The sequence below is a fragment of the Thiothrix winogradskyi genome (assembly GCF_021650935.1).
GTDB classification, from domain to species: Bacteria; Pseudomonadota; Gammaproteobacteria; order Thiotrichales; family Thiotrichaceae; genus Thiothrix; species Thiothrix winogradskyi.
The window spans coordinates 708,477-726,663 of sequence record NZ_CP091244.1; the positions used below are offsets into that span (position 1 = coordinate 708,477).

Annotated in this window: 15 protein-coding genes; 9 read left to right on the plus strand and 6 right to left on the minus strand. The window is 51.7% G+C overall.

Going from position 1 to position 18,187, the window contains the following annotated elements; all coding sequences use genetic code 11:
* Nucleotides 1-73: 73 nt before the first annotated feature.
* From L2Y54_RS03780 to L2Y54_RS03795, 4 genes are read left to right on the plus strand one after another with little or no spacing between them, the layout of a single operon-like run.
* Nucleotides 74-1,222 (plus strand): efflux RND transporter periplasmic adaptor subunit, encoded by a 1,149-nt coding sequence (locus tag L2Y54_RS03780; RefSeq protein WP_236499906.1) that lies wholly within the window; start codon nucleotides 74-76, stop codon nucleotides 1,220-1,222.
* Nucleotides 1,215-1,898, plus strand: coding sequence for an ABC transporter ATP-binding protein (locus tag L2Y54_RS03785; RefSeq protein WP_236499907.1), 684 nt, complete (start codon nucleotides 1,215-1,217; stop codon nucleotides 1,896-1,898). The genes L2Y54_RS03780 and L2Y54_RS03785 overlap by 8 nt, the downstream gene beginning before the upstream one ends.
* 3 nt (nucleotides 1,899-1,901) lie before the next feature.
* A complete protein-coding gene (locus L2Y54_RS03790) occupies nucleotides 1,902-3,107 on the plus strand; it encodes an ABC transporter permease (protein WP_236499908.1) in 1,206 nt (401 codons plus the stop codon).
* Nucleotides 2,993-4,309, plus strand: coding sequence for an ABC transporter permease (locus L2Y54_RS03795; RefSeq protein WP_236499909.1), 1,317 nt, complete (start codon nucleotides 2,993-2,995; stop codon nucleotides 4,307-4,309). The genes L2Y54_RS03790 and L2Y54_RS03795 overlap by 115 nt, the downstream gene beginning before the upstream one ends.
* A 71-nt stretch (nucleotides 4,310-4,380) precedes the next feature.
* Here the strand turns inward: L2Y54_RS03795 and L2Y54_RS03800 are convergent, their stop codons facing one another.
* Together L2Y54_RS03800 and L2Y54_RS03805 are read right to left on the minus strand one after the other, a co-directional pair.
* Entirely contained in the window at nucleotides 4,381-5,847 is a 1,467-nt protein-coding gene (locus L2Y54_RS03800) for a restriction endonuclease subunit S domain-containing protein (protein ID WP_236499910.1), read from the minus strand.
* Entirely contained in the window at nucleotides 5,814-7,805 is a 1,992-nt protein-coding gene (locus L2Y54_RS03805; RefSeq protein ID WP_236499911.1) for a type I restriction-modification system subunit M, read from the minus strand. Before L2Y54_RS03805 ends, L2Y54_RS03800 begins: the two co-directional genes overlap by 34 nt.
* A gap of 188 nt (nucleotides 7,806-7,993) precedes the next feature.
* On the opposite strand from L2Y54_RS03805, the gene L2Y54_RS03810 reads away from it, so the two are divergent.
* Together L2Y54_RS03810 and vapC are read left to right on the plus strand one after the other, a co-directional pair.
* A complete protein-coding gene (locus tag L2Y54_RS03810) occupies nucleotides 7,994-8,218 on the plus strand; it encodes a hypothetical protein (RefSeq protein ID WP_236499912.1) in 225 nt (74 codons plus the stop codon).
* Nucleotides 8,218-8,622, plus strand: coding sequence for a type II toxin-antitoxin system tRNA(fMet)-specific endonuclease VapC (gene vapC, locus L2Y54_RS03815; protein WP_236499913.1), 405 nt, complete (start codon nucleotides 8,218-8,220; stop codon nucleotides 8,620-8,622). Before L2Y54_RS03810 ends, vapC begins: the two co-directional genes overlap by 1 nt.
* On the opposite strand, the gene L2Y54_RS03820 is transcribed toward vapC, so the two are convergent.
* Nucleotides 8,619-10,658 (minus strand): primosomal protein N', encoded by a 2,040-nt coding sequence (locus L2Y54_RS03820; protein WP_236499914.1) that lies wholly within the window; start codon nucleotides 10,656-10,658, stop codon nucleotides 8,619-8,621. The genes vapC and L2Y54_RS03820 overlap by 4 nt on opposite strands.
* A gap of 437 nt (nucleotides 10,659-11,095) precedes the next feature.
* Here L2Y54_RS03820 and L2Y54_RS03825 point away from each other — a divergent pair, with 437 nt between their 5' ends.
* Together L2Y54_RS03825 and L2Y54_RS03830 are read left to right on the plus strand one after the other, a co-directional pair.
* Nucleotides 11,096-12,718, plus strand: coding sequence for an ABC-F family ATPase (locus L2Y54_RS03825; protein ID WP_236499915.1), 1,623 nt, complete (start codon nucleotides 11,096-11,098; stop codon nucleotides 12,716-12,718).
* Nucleotides 12,719-12,737: 19 nt separating this feature from the next.
* The gene (locus L2Y54_RS03830; protein WP_236499916.1) at nucleotides 12,738-14,384 is read left to right on the plus strand and encodes an RNA-binding domain-containing protein; all 1,647 of its coding nucleotides are present in this window, start codon (nucleotides 12,738-12,740) and stop codon (nucleotides 14,382-14,384) included.
* Between the two features lie 127 nt (nucleotides 14,385-14,511).
* Here L2Y54_RS03830 and L2Y54_RS03835 read toward each other — a convergent pair whose 3' ends face one another.
* The gene (locus tag L2Y54_RS03835; RefSeq protein WP_236499917.1) at nucleotides 14,512-16,389 is read right to left on the minus strand and encodes a tetratricopeptide repeat protein; all 1,878 of its coding nucleotides are present in this window, start codon (nucleotides 16,387-16,389) and stop codon (nucleotides 14,512-14,514) included.
* 103 nt (nucleotides 16,390-16,492) lie between these two features.
* Here L2Y54_RS03835 and L2Y54_RS03840 point away from each other — a divergent pair, with 103 nt between their 5' ends.
* Nucleotides 16,493-16,726, plus strand: a complete 234-nt coding sequence (locus tag L2Y54_RS03840; RefSeq protein WP_236499918.1) for a DUF6489 family protein — start codon at nucleotides 16,493-16,495, stop codon at nucleotides 16,724-16,726.
* On the opposite strand, the gene bioF is transcribed toward L2Y54_RS03840, so the two are convergent.
* Together bioF and L2Y54_RS03850 are read right to left on the minus strand one after the other, a co-directional pair.
* On the minus strand, nucleotides 16,723-17,895 hold the full coding sequence (gene bioF, locus L2Y54_RS03845; RefSeq protein ID WP_236499919.1) for an 8-amino-7-oxononanoate synthase: 1,173 nt from the start codon (nucleotides 17,893-17,895) through the stop codon (nucleotides 16,723-16,725). The genes L2Y54_RS03840 and bioF overlap by 4 nt on opposite strands.
* Before the next feature lie 50 nt (nucleotides 17,896-17,945).
* Nucleotides 17,946-18,176: a sulfurtransferase TusA family protein gene (locus L2Y54_RS03850; protein ID WP_236499920.1), complete on the minus strand. Its 231-nt coding sequence runs from the start codon at nucleotides 18,174-18,176 to the stop codon at nucleotides 17,946-17,948.
* Nucleotides 18,177-18,187: the final 11 nt, after the last annotated feature.

Genomic DNA, 18,187 nt, shown 5'->3' on the forward strand with positions numbered 1-18,187 from the left:
TACATGACTTTACGCAAGCTTTAGGTCACGGTGGAAGTGCTACACTGAAACGAAAAGGTCACGGAGTTTCGTCATGCGCTTTTCCCGTTTCTTACTGATCACGCCTCTGATTGCCATCCTCGCTTGGTGGCTCTGGCAGCAACAACACCCGACCGTATTGGAAGTCAGCGTTGCGAATGTCAGTCGCGGTGTCGTGGAATCGACGGTTGCCAATACCCGCGCTGGTACAGTCAAAGCCTGCCGTCGCGCCCGAATGTCCCCTTCCATCGGTGGGCAAATCAGTACCTTACCCTTTGCAAAAGGCGCACACGTCAAGGCAGGCGAGGTGTTATTACGCTTGTGGAATCACGATTTGCAAGCCACCGTAGACGCTGCTGACAAAGGCGTACAAGCCGCACGGGCGCAGCGCAGTGCTGCCTGTTTGCAAGCGGAAGAAGCACAACGCGCCGCTGAACGCGCCAAATCATTACGCAAATCCGCCAGCATCTCAGCACAAGAATTGGATAAAGCCAACACCAATGCAGCGGTAACGGCTGCCAGTTGTCATGCTGCCGAAGCACAAATTACTGTCACGCAAGCGCAACTCCACGCCGCACAAGCGCAACTGGAACGCACCCTGCTGATTGCCCCGTTTGCGGGCGTGATTGCGGACATTAACGGCGAACTCAACGAATACGTCACCCCATCGCCCCCCGGCATCCAAACCTTGCCGGTGGTGGATTTGATTGAACCGGGCTGTTTTCTGGTGAGTGCGCCGATTGACGAAGTGGATGCGCCCAAAATCAAACCCGGTTTACCCGCCCGCATAACGCTGGATGCGTGGCGCGGACGTGACTTCCCCGGCAAGGTCACGCGGGTGGGTGCTTACGTTATCGACCTCGAAAAACAAGCACGGACGGTGGAAGTTGAACTCGCTTTCACCAACCCCGCCGATCTCGATGCCTTACTGGTCGGTTACAGCGCGGATGTGGACATTATTCTCGAAACTCGCCCCGATGTGTTACGCATCCCCACCGAAGCATTATTGGACAGACAGTTTGTTTACCAACTCAACCCAGCGGGCAAGTTGGAAAAGCGCAAGATTACGACAGGCTTGAGCAACTGGAGCTTTACCGAAGTCACTGCGGGTTTGGATGAGGGTGATACGATTGTTACTACACCGGGTATAACGGGGATTGAAGAAGGTATCGCGGCAAAGGCAAAGGACACTACGGATGACTGACCCTTTCATCACCTTGCGTGACATTTGCCGTCACTTTCAGGTGGGCGATGAAACAGTACACGCGCTGGATCACGTTAGCCTCGACATCCACGCGGGCGATTACATCAGTGTGATGGGACCGTCAGGTTCGGGGAAATCGACTTTGCTGAATGCCTTGGGTTTGCTAGATCAGACTAATGCAGGCAGTTACCGCTTGGAAGGTCGCGAACTCACCACCCTGCCGGAAGAACAGCGGGCGCAAGTGCGGCGTGAAAAAATTGGTTTCATTTTCCAGTCGTTTCACCTGATCCCGCGTTTGAGTGCTGCGGATAATGTGGCGTTACCCTTGGTGCTGACCGGGATGCCTGCGGCTGCCCGTAAGACCAAAGTGCAGCAAGCCTTAGCGGGTTTAGGCTTGCAAGATCGCGCTGATCACCGTCCTGCGCAACTGTCTGGCGGGCAACAACAGCGGGTAGCGATTGCCCGCGCTACCATTATGCAAGCGCCCCTGCTGTTGGCGGATGAACCGACTGGAAATTTGGATTCGCACTCCAGCGCCGAGGTTATTCGCATCCTTGAAGCCCTAAACGCGCAAGGCATCACCCTCATTGTGGTGACGCACGATATGGAAATCGGCAAACGGGCGCGGCGGCGGGTGCGCATGGTTGATGGTAAGGTGGTTGCCGATGAGCATTGAAGCATGAAACCGCAAGATACCCTGCATTTCAGTTACCAAGCTTTACGCGCGTATCCGGGGCGTACCGCGTTGATCTTGCTGGCAATGTGCATTGGGGTGGCAGCAATTATTTTGCTCACCTCCTTGGGTGAAGGCGCACGGCTGTATGTGATTGGGCAATTCCAAGGCTTAGGTTCCAACTTGCTGATTGTGTTGCCGGGGCGTTCGGAAACCACTGGCGGTGCGCCGCCCCTGATTGGCACCACCCCGCGTGATTTAACGCTGGATGATGCACTTGCCCTGCAACGCAGCCCCGCCATCAAAGAGGTTGCGCCCATTATCCTCGGTGCTGCACCCGTCGCGTATGAATCGCGTGAGCGCGAAGTCACCATTATGGGTTCCACCCCCGCCTTGCTGAGTGCGCGGCAATTGGAACTTGCCAGCGGGCAAAGCTTGCCGGATAGCAATCCGCGTGTCGCCACGGCGGTGTGTTTGCTGGGGGAAACGGTGTGGAAAGAGCTATTCGCCAACCGCAATGCTTTGGGCGAATGGGTGCGTATCGGCGGTTCACGTTTCCGCGTGATCGGCGTACTCGCAGGCAAGGGGCAATCGCTGGGGTCGGATATGAACGACATGGTGGTGATTCCGGTTGCGAGTGCGCGGAACTTGTTTAATGCACCGTCGCTGTTTCGCATTATTGTCACGGCGGAGAGTCAAGGGCAATTGGCGCAAGCCACGCAAGACATTGAACGCATTATCCGCCAGCGTCACGACGGTGAGAATGACATTACCATTATTGCGCAAGATTCCTTGATTGGCACCTTTGACAATATCCTCAGGGCTTTGACTTGGGCGCTAGGTGGCATTGCAGCCATCAGTTTGCTGGTGGCGGGGATTCTGATTATGAATGTGATGTTGGTGGCGGTTAGCCAGCGTAAGGCTGAAATCGGCTTGCTCAAAGCCTTGGGAGCACCTACTTCGCAAGTCTTGCGCCTGTTTTTGACCGAAGCGACCTTGCTGGCGAGTGCGGGCGGAGCCATTGGTTTGCTGCTGGGCTTGGGCGGGGTATTGCTGTTGAATCAGGCAATACCGGATTTCAGTGCGCAACCGCCGTTGTGGGCATTGTTGGTGGCGGTGCTGATTACGTTTTTCACGGGCTTGCTGTTTGGCAGTATTCCGGCACGGCAGGCGGCGCGGCTGGATCCGGTCGCCGCCTTGTCGGGGAGGTAGCCATGCTATTAGCGGATTACTTGCACCTTGCTACCAGCAGTATTCGCTTCAGCCCGATGCGTAGTTTTCTGACGGCGTTGGGGATTGCGGTCGGGATTGCGGCGGTGGTGTTGCTAACCGCTTTGGGGGGCGGGGTGCAGCATTATGTGCTCCAGCAATTCACTCAGTTTGGGGCGCATATTATTGCCATCAACCCCGGCAAAAGTTCCACCTTTGGGGTATCGGGTGCAATGGTCAGCAATGTGCGTCCGCTGTCGATTGAGGATGCGGAAAGCTTGCGGCGCATTCAAGGCGTGGAAACGTCAGTACCGATGGTGCAAGGCAATTCCCCTGTCGAAGTCGGACAACTGACCCGCTGGACCACCGTCCTCGGCGTGAATCACGAAACCTTGCAAACTTGGCAATTGCACCTTGCCAGCGGACAATTTCTGCCTGATGACAGTGCTAATCAAGCCCGTAATATGGTAGTGATTGGTGCAAAAATCCGCGCTGAACTGTTTCCCGATCGCAGTCCGCTGGGTCAGCACCTGCGCATTGGGCAAGAGCGTTTTCGTGTCATCGGGGTGATGGAATCCAAAGGGCAAATCTTGGGATTTGATATGGATGATGCGGTCTACATCCCCGTTGCCCGCGCCCTTGCGCTATTCAACCGTGAAGGCTTAATGGAAATCGACGTGTTGTATCAAGCGGGAGCCAATGAAGCTGCCATTATTGAGCAAATCAAAGCCTTGCTGATTCAACGCCACGGCACGGAGGATTTCACCATCACCAGCCAAAGCGATATGCTGAAAACCTTGGGGTCGATTCTTGATCTTCTCAAAGCGGTGGTGGCGGGGATTGGTAGCATTTCCCTGCTGGTGGGCGGGGTTGGCATCCTCACCATTATGAGCATTGCGGTGAATGAACGCACCGGTGAAATCGGCTTGCTGCGGGCGTTGGGCGCATCCCGCCAGCAAGTGACCTATTTGTTTCTGCTGGAAGCCGCCGCCTTGGCGGGCTTAGGTGGTGTTGCCGGAATGCTGGTGGGGATTGGAATTGCCTGGCTGTTGCACGCCGTTATTCCCGCCATGCCGGTGCAAATCGACTGGCTGTATGTGTTGCTGGCAGAAGCTGTCGCCATCGTCACCGGGTTATTGGCAGGGTTTGCACCCGCCCAGCGGGCATCGGCATTGCCGCCAGTAGAAGCGTTACGGAGTGAATAATGACAGCAGTTTGTCCAAAACTCCCATCATTACTTTAACTTCAAACTGGACTATAGAATATAGCATATCCATTAATTCCACTTTTCAGCACCTTCAATTTCCAGCCGCAATTTGGCTAGTGCTTCCTGTTCCAATTTCCACGCCTCATCACGCAAGTGGTTAGCCTCCAACACCAATTTACCAATGGCGTTACGTTCAACTTCCGGCAGCATAGGAACAGGTATTTCACCAACCATGAAGCGGTCAATTTCTACGATAACAGACCCATAGCTGTATCTAGTTATAAGTGCCTGCCCATAGACACTAGAAAACCAAGCATAAAGATAACCAGCGGTAACATTATCTGTAGCGATAACTCGGATAGCATGTTCACTACCTGCCCATCCTTGCATGTATTTCGGGATAATTTGTACTCTGCCTATGGTGCCTGATCGAGTTATTGCCACCATATTTTCAGTTAGACATATTTCATCCAAATCCTTCTCATGCGCCCCTTTTGCCAATCCTTTGACTTCAATCGGGTCAATCTGGAACAGTTGCTTGCTGGATAACAAAGGGATGCCACCTTTAGGCACATAGACCCGCTTTCTAAATTTGGTGACGGCATTGATGGACTGGGTAAGTTGTTTGTCAGCCAATGGCAAGACTGGAAAACCAGACTCCTGTAATTGCTGCTCAATCCACCGGACTGTGGGGTTATGGAAAGCTGCATCAAGACGCTGCCCCCAATCCGAAAGACGGATTTTGCTGACAATTGACTCTTTACCTGTGACCGGTATGGATGGCAATTTTAAGGCAGTACGTAACAACGCATCCGCCTCATCCAATTTGTTGTTGGCTTCATCACGTTTCAACGCAGCATCAACAAAGGCACGCCCGATAGCAATCCGGCGAATTACAGGCAAATCAGGAATCAATACTTTTCGCAGATGGGCAAACTCGATATGTTGAATCACTGAACCATAGGTAACGCCTATAAGTTGTTGCCTACCCCACGATGAACGTAAAAATGCTGCAACATATCCAGCAGTATCTTTATCCAATGCCATTATACGAATGACATCTTCTGATAATGCCCAACCAGCCATTCTTGGTGATGCCAAACTGACATTGCCAATAGTGCCTGAACGTGACACCAAGACCATCCAAGGCTGAATCAGAAGCTGGTCTAGCTTTGTTGTTCTTGTACGACTGATGTAACTACCACGTTCAGGTCGTAAACCAATAATGTCTGAGCTTGACAAAAAGGGTACACCTTTTTCCTCGCTCACATATACGCGGGAAAAACGTGTCCCATTGTGGGCTTTTTGGCAAAGACCATTCTCTCCTAGCAATGCTTTCAAGGGGTAAGGGCAGGCACGTAACTCCGCAACCGCTTGTCGGGCTTCCAGTGCATAGGATGATGCTTCGAGGCGCAAACCATTACTGAAAACATCAGATAATCGAATGCCTGTGCCTGGCTTGGCTAATTGTTCTGCATGACGAACCGTATCTGTGGTTTTCTTTACCATCCCAACACCGCCGTGTTGTTTTTCCAAGTCAGAAACTCATTCGCAACAACAGGAGTATCATCATCTATTTGTTTTCCTGGACGCACAATACGACGGCTGGCATCCCCGTGCGCCCCAACTTCAAATAATTCAGTGCCATCTTCTTGGGTAGCGAAGAGGATTTCTTCACCTTCATCATTGCGCTTGTAGATGATGTTGCCGCGCTTGTCATGCCCTACAGCCAGCACTTGTGCCATGAAAATTTCATAGTCGTCCAGTTGCCGCTGGCGTTCTTCTTTGCGTATTTCAGCATCGGTTTTCTTTTGCAAAATAAGTACCGATGTTTGTGTACCGTTATTGGGCTGGAAGGTATCAGGGTGCAAATCAATGCTGGCAACAATACGGCAACGGGTAATCATCCAGTAGCGTACATATTCCAGTTCAGGGTTGCCAAGAATGCCATCGGGTAACACGATAGCAACGCGTCCCGCTGGTTTAAGCAGTTGCCAACAACGCTCGATGAACAAGATTTCAGGTGGACGCGAAGCATACAGATCATCCGTCTTTTGCCAGCCGCCGTCCTTGGTACGCTTCCAAACATGGGCAAGATCATATTGCACTAAGGTTTCCCGGTCAGAGACAGGCAATCTACCGCCAAAAGGAGGGTTAGACGCAATCACATCAAAATAGCCGATGCTATCAGGGCCGTGCAGTTCTGCGGGATCAATTTCTAATGCCTTCGCCAATTTCTCACGGAACTCAGCCTCCCACTGATGCGGATGCAACAGGCTGTCATTTTGCAAAATATTGCCTGAGCCATCGTTATTCATCACCATGTTCATCTTGGTGGCTTTGACCAACTCCCGATTAATGTCAAAACCGAAGAAACAACGGCTGGCAGTTTCACGAATTTCTTCATTCAACGCATGTCGATAAGCATCAGTATCCGGTAAGCCAGATATACGTCCGCGCAAGCGAGCAATGACTTCATTCATTGCAATAACCAGAAAGCCACCCGTCCCGCATGATGGGTCAAGTATTTTCTCATCTTGCTTGATGTCCAACATACGAATAGCCATGCGCTGGATATTGCGTGGTGTAAAAAACTCTCCCCGATCACCTCGCAGGTTGCTACCCACAAGTTCCTCATAGGCTTTGCCTTTTACATCAATGTGGGTATCCAGAAAATTGTAACGCTGGATTTCACCAACGATATACGCCAATGAACGGGGTTTGAGTGTAATGACATCATTTGTATCAAAAATAGCGGAATAGCGCTTTTTGACTTCATCAAAAATTTTCCCAATACGCTTCTGTACAGTTAAACGACCATCATTGCTGGCTTTCTCTTTGGCAGTTGAATAAAACTCCAGCGGCTTACTGACGTTACGCTCGTCGTGAATTTTGCAGAAAATGACTTTCAGCAGCTCAAAAAATGCTTTGTCCTTGGGCAAACCATCCGTCACATAGATGTGGTCATGACAAGTTCGGAAAGAAAACAACAGGTTATCATCCGTTGATTGCACAAGCCGATCACGGGTGGGGCGGTTGGTATCATCAATATTGCCGTCATGGGCTGGAATATCATTGGGTTCTTCCCATTCAGTACGACCTGCAACCACGATACGACGGTAAACTGACTTATGGCGGGCATTCGTCCACATTCCCCATGATGCATTTGGACAAGCCGACATATACGACTTGAGTTGTTCTTCTCCATCTTTCTTGTCGGATGGCCTCACCTTTTCATGCTTACACTCAATGATGATGTCGATGTTAACCTGAATATGCTGCGCACCTTCAGGGAAAATCGCCAGATCAACACGCTTGGTTGATGAACCAACTTTGATGGGGAATTCAACCGCAATACGTTCTGGCTTGTAACCCAGTTCCTTGACCAAACGTCGTTCAATATTTTGGCGAACGTATTCCTCTGGGGTATCGTTGCGGATCGTTCCGTCGATGTAGTCGCATATTTTGCCATCAGGGAGCGTTGTGATTTGCATGGGATAGGGTAAGCCAATAATTCAAACCTTGAGAGTGTAGCCCTTGGTTGAAAAAGAGCAATCGGTAAAGCTACCGTTCATACAAAAACCTAAATCTGCTCAAATTCAGATGTAAAAATGCCAACTGACAAACATTCAAATTTGTGCAATAGTAAAAACACATATACCACATATATTTGGAGGCATACATGCCACAACTCCACTGTTACGTCGCTGAAGAAGTTGCGACCCAACTCCAACACAAAGCCGAACAAGTACACCTCTCTATATCTAAGTATCTTGCGTTGCTGATTCAAAAAGACATTGGTACACAATGGCCTGAAGGCTATTTCGACTTATTCGGTGCTTGGGAAGGTGATGTGTTGCAACGCTCAGAGCAAGGTGAGTATGAAGTGCGAGAGGTATTATTCTGATGTACTTACTCGATACCAATACCTGTATCCAGTTCCTAAATGGCACCTCGCAAACGGTCAAACGCCACTTTCAGCGGTGTTCACCCAATGAAATTGCCCTGTGCAGTATCGTGAAAGCGGAATTATTGTTTGGTGCACGGAATAGCCAACGGGTCGAAGCCAATCTACAAAAACTGACCTTATTTTTCGCGCCGCTGGCAAGTCTGCCGTTTGATGATCGCTGTGCCGCAGAGTATGCGCAGATCCGTGCTGACCTGACACGCCAAGGCAAACTAATCGGCCCAAATGACCTACTGATTGCAGCGATTGCCCGCGCCCACGATGCTGTCTTAGTGACCAATAATACCCATGAATTTGAGCGCGTTACCAATTTGCGGTTGACCGATTGGCAAGCTGCTGTCTAGCTAAACTCAATCGGATCAATATCAATCGACCAACGCACCCCCGAACGCCCCGGCAAGCTGGCGGCTTGTTGCAGCAATTGGTGCAAAGCGTTGTGCAGCGCGGCGCGTTGCTGACTCCCCAACAGCAATTGCGCCCGGTAACGGTTGGCACGTTTTTCCAACGGTGCAGGAATCGGCCCCAAACGTTGAATCGCCGCACCATCCACCGCCAGCAAACGGTGGCTAACGTGCTCCAGAAATTCCAAGGCTTTTTCCATGCTCGCGGTGCTGCTGGCACGAATCAAGGCTTGATAGCCGAAGGGCGGGAAATTCCAGCGTTTGCGATCTTCCAATAATTGCCGTGCAAACGGGGTATAACCATGCCCAACCAATTGGTGCAATAAGGGGTGATCCGGTTGGCTGGTTTGCAAAATTACTCGCCCCGGCTTGTCGGCACGCCCGGCACGCCCCGCCACTTGCACCAGCAATTGCCCTAAACGTTCCAGTGCGCGGTAATCGGTACTGAGCAGTGATTGGTCAATGTCAATAATCACCACCAAGGTGAGATTGGGGAAGTCGTGACCTTTTGCCAGCATTTGCGTGCCGACCAGAATCAGCGGGTCATTGCTGCGCACCGTGCTGAGTTTGTCTTCGAGCTGACCTTTGCGGCTGGTGCTGTCGCGGTCAATGCGCACCACGAGGGCATCGGGAAACGTGGTTTGCAGGGTGAGTTCCAGCCGTTCCGTGCCTTGACCTTGGGTGGTGAGTTTGGGGTTTTTGCACACCGGGCATTGCAGCGGGGTGGCTTGTTCTGCGCCGCAATGGTGGCAAACCAAGCGGTTACGCCGCGCGTGCCAAGTCATATTCACGCTGCAATGGTGGCAACTGGCGTGCCAGCCACACGAAGGGCAAAACAGCGTGGGCGCAAACCCCCTGCGGTTGAGGAACACCATCGCCTGTTCGCCACGCGCTAAGGTGTCTCGTAATGCTTGCAAGCTGTGCGGGGTTAACCCGGCTTGTAATTCAAATGGGCGCGTATCCTGAATTTGCAAATCGGGTTTGCGCGTCGTGCCGGGGCGACGTTCCAGCCGGGCGTAATGAAAGCGGGCGGTTTGGGCATTGTAGAGTGCTTCCAACGACGGGGTGGCAGTTCCCATAACGATGGGAATATCCAGCATGTGAGCGCGTTTAATCGCCAAATCGCGGGCGTGGTAGCGAAAACCTTCCTGTTGCTTGAGGGAAGCATCATGCTCTTCGTCAATCACAATCAGCGCGAGCTGCGGCGCTGGGGTAAAAATCGCCGAGCGTGTGCCGATAATGATTTGCGCCGTACCGTTACGCGCTTGCAACCAAGCTTTGAAGCGTTCGCCATCACTCAAACCGGAATGCAGACATGCCATCGGGGTATCGCCAAAAAAGCGGGCAAAACGCAGCAGCAATTGTGGGGTCAAGCCGATTTCGGGAACGATGACCAGCACTTGTTTACCCGCCGCAAACAGTGGCGCAATCAAGCGCAGGTAGATTTCGGTTTTGCCGCTGCCGGTAATGCCGTGCAATAGAATTGGGCGACGCGGGGTTTGTGCATTCCATTGCTGGATGTCTTGCAGGCATTGTTGTTGTTCGTCCGTTAGTTGCAAGCGGGTGGTGTCGGGTGACGTTGTAGTGGTCGGTGCTGATGACAGCAGCAATTTTTGCAAACGGGTGGAGAGTGGTTTCGGTTTGCGCAACGCAACGGGCAAGGCAGAAAAAATCACTTCGCCCACCGGGTGGTGGTAATAACGCGCCGCCCATTGCAATAATTCCAGCAAGTGCGTATCGGGCAAGGGTGTTTCATCCAGCACGGCATCCACTGGCTTGATGGTAAACGGTGCATCGGGGTTGTCAGTCTCCGGCGCACGTTCGGCGCTGATCACCAAACCGACAGACTGTTGCTTGCCAAATGGCACGAGAACGCGCGTCCCGACTGGCAGCGCAGCATCGGCATTATGGGAGTAACTAAGCAAGGTGCGCAGCGGGCGTAACACTGCAATCTGGAGGGTATAGGCGGTTTGATTCATGACAGGCAGTTTAGCCGAATTACGCGGAATGTGCGTCGGCGTGTACCGCCTAATTTTGGGGGGAGCTTGCGGAAACCTTAACAACTACTTGCTACATAAGCGGAAATTCGGGTTATGCACAGAACCTGTGGATAACTCTGTGGATGAACGGCAAAAAGTGGCGGCTACGCCTTGTCAAATAAGCACTTATACACTTTGAATAAAAATTAAACAATACATATTTAGTCTATAATTATCAATAACTTAAATTATTTTTTCACGCAGTTATTGACAAACTAAGCGTAAATATGAAACTAAGGTTACAGTGTGGACAACTCTTAAAACCGTGCCGCGAAACTAAACGCCAGCGAAGCGTATGAATCATGGTTCAGAAATCCAGAAAATGCTAAAGTAGCGCCTCTTTGTTTTCGCTCTTACTGTCGCTCAAGGATTGATCCATGCTAGTTGCTGCCAATGTCACCATCCAGTTCGGTGCTAAACCGCTATTCGATAATGTTTCCGTCAAATTCGGCGACGGCAACCGCTACGGCTTGATCGGCGCGAATGGCTCCGGTAAATCCACTTTTATGAAAATCCTCTGCGGGCAATTAGAGCCGACAGCGGGTAACGTTTCCAAAGACCCGCACGAACGCATTGCCTATTTGCGCCAAGACCAGTTCGGTTTTGAAGACGTGCGCGTGCTGGATGTAGTGCTGATGGGGCATGAAGAAATGTGGAAAGTCATGTCCGCCAAGGATGCGATTTACGCCAATATGGAAGCCACCGAAGACGATTACATGAAAGCGGCAGAACTCGAAGGGCAGTTCGCGGAAATGGATGGCTACACCGCTGAATCGCGTGCCGGTGAATTGCTGATGGCGGTCGGCATTCCCATCGAACAGCACAACGGTCCGATGAGCCAAGTCGCCCCCGGCTGGAAATTGCGGGTATTGCTGTGTCAAGCCCTGTTCGCCAACCCCGATATTTTGTTGCTGGACGAACCGACCAACAACCTCGACATCAACACCATCCGCTGGTTGGAAGAAACGCTCAATAACCGCAACTCCACCATGATCATCATCTCGCATGACCGCCACTTTTTGAACCAAGTGTGTACCCATACGGCGGATTTGGACTTCGGTAAAATCCAGATTTACGCAGGCAACTACGACGACTTTATGGAAGCCTCCACCCAAGCGCGTGAACGCCAAGCCAACGCGAATGCTAAAGCGAAAGACCGCATTCTGGAATTGCAAGATTTTGTGCGCCGCTTCTCCGCCAACAAATCCAAGGCAAAACAAGCGACTAGTCGCCGCAAACTGATCGAAAAGCTCAAGCCGGAAGACATCAAACCTTCCAGCCGCCAATACCCGTGGATTCGCTTTGAGTACGACGAAAAAGAGCGCCTGCACCGTTTCGCCGTCGAGGTGAACAACCTCACTTTCGCTTACGACGGCATGGAAAAACCACTGATCAACAACTTCACTTTTGCGATTGAAGCGGGTGAAAAAGTCGGCATTATCGGCGAAAACGGCGTGGGTAAAACCACCCTGCTCAAACTGCTCGAAGGCAAATTGCAGCCACAAAAAGGCAGCATCAAATGGGCGGAAAAAGCCCGCATTTCCAGCTACGAGCAAGACCACGAAGACGACTTTAAAAGTGACATCAGCCTCACCGATTGGATGGCAGATTTCGTGCGCAAAAGCGGCTACGAAGGTGAAGACGCGGAAACCCAAAACCGTGGCACACTCGGACGCTTGCTGTTTGGCGGCGACACCGTGAAAAAGCCAGTACGCGTGCTTTCCGGTGGTGAAAAAGGTCGGATGATTTTCGGACGCATGATGCTCTCCCGTACCAACGTCATGCTGATGGACGAACCCACCAACCACTTAGACATGGAATCCATCGAATCCCTCAACGGTGCGCTGGATAAATACGACGGCACGCTGATGTTTGTGTCGCATGACCGGGTATTCGTCGGCTCCTTGGCAACCCGTATTTTCGACGTGAAAGGCGACGGCACGATTGTCGATTACCGTGGCACTTACGAAGAGTATTTGAGCAGCCAAGGGTTGGATTAATCGTCTTTTTGATCTGCACATGGACATCAATACGAAACTGCAAACCCTGCTGGAATTATCCGCCGAAAACGAGGTGGTTGAATTCAAGGAAGCTAAAAATGGCTACGACTTCACCAAGTTGGGGAAATATTTTTCTGCCCTGAGCAATGAAGCCAACCTGAAACGCCAAAAATCCGCATGGCTGGTTTTCGGTGTGAACGATAAGCGGGTAGTGGTCGGTTCGCAGTTTCGACTTGTGCGTAAGGATTTGGATCACCTCAAAGAAGAAATCGCCAACAAAACTACCAATCGCATTACCTTCATCGACATCCACGAAGTCAGCGAAGCAGGCAAGCGTGTGGTGTTGTTCGAGATTCCCGCCGCGCCAAAGGGTATCCCCATTACCTTTGACGGGCATTATTACGGGCGTGATGGCGAAGCTCTGTCGCCGTTAAATCTGGAAGAAATCGAGCGCATCCGCCGCCAAGCGGTTCTGGATGATTGGAGTGCGACACTGGTGACGAAAGCCTCACTGGATGATCTTGACCCAGACGCAATCCTGCTTGCCCGTAAAAATTTCAAAAACAAATTCCCTGACAAAGCCGACGAAGTGGATGCTTGGAATGATGCCACGTTCCTCAACAAAGCCAAGTTGACCATCAAAGGAAAAATGACTCGTACAGCGTTGCTGTTACTGGGCAAGGATGAGTCCGAACACTTTTTACTCCCCGCTGACCCGAAAATCCGCTGGCTACTTAAAGACAGCAATGGCAATGACCGTGACTACGCCCTGTTTGGGATTCCGTGGCTGTTAGCGGTGGATAAGGTGTTCAACAAAATCCGCAACATCAAATACCGCTACTTACAGAAAGGCACGCTGTTCCCGGAAGAAGTTGACCAGTACGCGCCGTATGCCATCCGCGAAGCTTTGAACAACTGCATTGCACATCAGGATTACACACTTGCCGGACGCATCAATGTGGTAGAACACGATGAAAGCCTAACCTTCACCAATTTGGGCAGTTTCGCCCCCGGTGATGTTGAGCGGGTGGTACGTGAAAACGCGCCGGAAGAGTATTACCGCAACCCGTTTCTTGCCACGGCGATGTTTAACCTGAAAATGGTCGATACTGCTGGGGGCGGCATCCGCAAATTGTTCCTGCTTCAGAAGCAACGTTTCTTCCCCATGCCCGACTACGAGCTGACCAATACCCGTGTGGTGTTGACCTTGACCGGCAAAGTACTGGATTTGGATTACGCCAACTTGCTGGCACAGCATGGTGATCTCAGCCTTGACGAAATCATCGCGCTCGACAAAGTGCAAAAGAAACGCCCACTCAGTACCACCGAAGAAAAGCTACTCAAAAACAAACGCTTGATCGAAGGGCGCAAACCCAACTTTTTCATCGCCAAATCCATTGCGCAAACCACCGGGCAAAAAGCCTTCTACAGCAACAACACCGCATTCGATAAGCAGTATTACCTCGACCTGATCTGCAAAGCCATCAAAGAACACGGCTCCATGACCCGCAAAGATATTGATGAGTTGCTGTGGAATAAATTACCTGATTGGATGAACGATGCACAGCGTAAGACAAAAATAGGTAACTTGCTATCACAACTCAGAAAATCTGGGAAAATTGTTAATCATGGTTCGTATAGCAAGCCATTATGGCTGCTCTCTTAACTTAGAAACCGAAAAGAGATTTAAAGAGAGATTGATTGCGTTTAGACACCATAAGACATTGATTTTAAAAAATTCTCTCTCTTAAATTGATCATTTATTACCCTTTATTTAAGAGAAAAACAAATGATCACGGGCAGGTAAACGCCGCGAGTTTATCCTCACACGCGCTGATCTTCCCGCCCGGCAAGGCCACGGCATCTTGCAAAATCGCGCAAGCTGCCGCCCTCGCCCCCGTCACGCCATGCTCGGCTTCCAACAATGCCAGCTTGTCGATGACTTTGCTGGTATTGCAATCGCGCTTGCGATCCGCGCTGACTGCCACTTGATAGCTGCTCGCCGCCTGTGCGTACAGCCCTTCCACCAGATAGCGATCCGCCACCGCCAGATAAAACTGCTTGTCGAGGATCACTTTATTGGCAGGGTTCAAGCCACGGGCAGTGCTGCAAGCCTCATCGCTGATCGTCTTTTCTACCGAGTCCAAGGGCGCAAGCCAAGCACGGGCGATACACAGATTGTTTTGAATCCAGTCAATTTTATCGTTCAATTTGACCGCTATTTCCAGTGCCAATTGTGCCTCATCCGCACTGCGCAACGGCGGTTCGGTGGATACCAGCAGCACGCCCAAGTTTGCCCAAGCAAACACGTTGCCGCAATTCTGCTCGATAGCTTGCGCGTATTTTTCCATCGCTTGAATCGGGCGATTATTGTTAAACAGCAAGGTCGCATCGCTTTCGGTACGGTTGGATGCCAGTATCTCCTGCGGTTTGGCAGCAGCACGATTGGCGCACTGTGCTTGCAAGGCTCTGACCGACGGTAATTCCACCAAAGGCGCGGTAGGCGGTTCGGGGAAGGGAGCAGCAGCACTAGCAGGCGCACTGGCAGGCGCGGCTGTACCGTAAGCCATGGGTTCCACCATAATCATACTGCGCATCGACAAGGTATCCGGCTCAAAAGCACGCGCATCCGGCAATTCCGGGTACAACGACGGCGCAGTAGCCGCCGCGATTATCGGTTCGGGCAATTTCAATGCAATTTGCGCCACTTCCGGTACCTCCGATGCCTTGCAGACTTTGGTAATGGGGTAATCAGGGCAGAGCAATCGGGTTTTATCCAAGGCACTGCCAATGGTTTGCCCCAGAATATGCCGCAAAGTGTCATTACCGCTTGCCAGTTGGCGGGCATGAGCGGAATGCAGGTCACGTAACAAGGTTTCAAGGGTTTCGGGGGTCACTTGGCTGCTTTGCAGGCGCGAACAGTAATCGAACCATTCGCCCAGTCGGCTATCGGGGTGTTCCATCGAAGCGGCTTCCCCGGTGCAATAATAATACAGGTTGTGACTTTCCGAGGCGACACTCAGCAACTGGGTGCGGGCTTCGCGCAGCATGTCGCGGATTAAATGCATATTGATGGCTTTGGGGTCGTAGTCGCCCAGCGTGCGCTCAAAGTGAAAAATACGCCCATCGAGTTCAACTTGCAGGAACAGCTTGCCCTGATCTTGATAGACCGAACCGGTGATATTGCGCCGCCCGAAAATGCTGCCGATGAATTCCACCACGTCGTTGATGGAAATGCCGGTTTCGGGCAGTTTAATGCTTGAGCCGAGCAAATAATCTTCGTTATTGCCCGTCACTGCATCAATATTGATCTTGCCATTCACATTTCTACTGGTGCGTTTGACGGTGGCGTAAATGTCGTTTTCCGCCAGCAATAATTCTTGTTTGAGCGTATTGGCGATAATACGCCCGGCATCGGCATGGCTGGCACTCATGCTTTGCGGCACGGTGAAGGCTTTCACCAAGACCAAATCGGCGCTATCCACCGCTTTGGAGACAACAAACAGTACTATTAAAAACAGCCCCAAGGTGGCAAACAGCCGCAAAAATCCCATCAAGCGCTCAGTCAGCAGCCGCATAAAATCGAGGGAATAGAGCACCCAAGCCTTTAAACGGTTGCCTAGGCTCAAAGGTGGCGCAGAATCATCCTGTGGTGGAGGTCTATCAGTCATGGATGCCCGTTTCCTTTACCAGTGTTTTACAGAGTATAGGCAATATAAACGCGACCAATGGTTTTATGGCAGAATGAGTGCATTGCAACAAAGGGAGTAACTTATGAATATCACCGTTAACGTCGACATGACCCCCGAAGAACTGCGCCGCCTCATGGGCTTGCCCGATGTACAGGAATTCAACCGCGAAGTCATGGCACAAATGCTGCAAAAAATGCAGGCAGGCGTGGAAGGTTTCGACCCACTAACGTTCTTCAAGCCGGGTGTCGCAGGCAATGCGGATATATTTAAGCAATGGGTGGATCTATTCGGGAAATTTGGTGGCACGAAAAGCTAAAACTTCCCCAGCGCAGCCAGCAAACGTTCCACATCTTCGGTCGTGTGCGCCGCCGACAATGTAACCCGCAACCGTGCGGTTTCTAACGGCACGGTGGGCGGGCGGATGGCTGTCACCAGAATCCCCCGTTCCTCCAGCTTGCGACTCATTGCTAACGCCTGCTCGCTGCTGCCCACCACAATCGGCTGAATCGCGGTATCAGACGGCATTAACGGCAAACCCAGTTGTGCCGCACCGCTGCGAAACTGCTGAATCAGGGTGCGCAAATGGTCGCGTCGCCAGCTTTCGGTTTGCACCAGTTGCAAGCTGACTAAAGTGGCAGCGGCAACCGCAGGCGGTTGTGCGGTGGTGTAAATCCAAGTGCGGGCGGTTTGCATCAGGTATTCGATCAAGTCGTGACTACCCGCGACAAATGCGCCTGCTGTCCCCAGTGCTTTGCCTAAGGTTCCCATGAGAATGGGTACGTCGTCTTGACTCAACCCGGCGGCTTCCACCAAACCCGCGCCAGTATTGCCCAATACGCCAAACCCGTGGGCATCATCCACCATCAGCCAAGCGTCATGATGCCGTGCCATCGAGGCAAGTTTGGCAAGTGGGGCAACATCGCCATCCATGCTGAAGACGCCATCGGTGAGAATCAGTTGGGTGGGTGACTCAGCGTCTTGCGCCATCAGGCGTTTGCCGAGGCTGGTGGTGTCATTGTGCGGGTAACGGATCAGCTTTGCACCGGATAACAACGCCGCATCGACCAGCGAGGCATGGTTCAAACGGTCGGCATACACCAGGTCATTACGCCCGGTCAGGAGCGCGTTGACTACGCCCAGATTGGTCATATAGCCAGTGGAAAATAGCAAAGCACGTTCCCGCCCCGTGAACGCCGCTAACGCCTCTTCAAGCTGTTGATGCGGGCGGGAATGCCCATTCACCAAGTGCGCCGCACCACTGCCGACACCGTAAGTATTCGCGGCTTGCTGGAATGCATGGATAACATCAGGGTGATTGGCCAGCCCAAGGTAATCATTGCTGCAAAACGTCAATAAGGGTTTGCCGTCAATATGGCGCTGGGGTTGTTGCGGGGAATCGGCGACGCGGGTACTGCGGTAAAGATGCCGGGAACGGCGTAGATCGAGTTCTGAGCGGATTTTGGTAAATTTGGGATCGTCAGGCATTGGGATAACTTACTAACGCAGGGGCGAAAAATCTTTCGCCCCTACTGCCATTACGCTTTCTTAATCATGAAAGTGTAGTCGCCGCCAGATTCGCTGCTGCTAATCATTGCATTGCCAGTTTGCTTGCAAAAAGCTTCCATATCTTTGACAGAGCCTGGGTCAGTAGCGATGACCTTCAGGATTTCGCCAGAAGCCAAGCCGTTAATGGCTTTTTTAGTGCGCAGAATGGGCAGTGGGCAATTTAAGCCGCGAGCGTCAAGTTCTTGTTTAAAATCAGACATAGTTCCTCTCC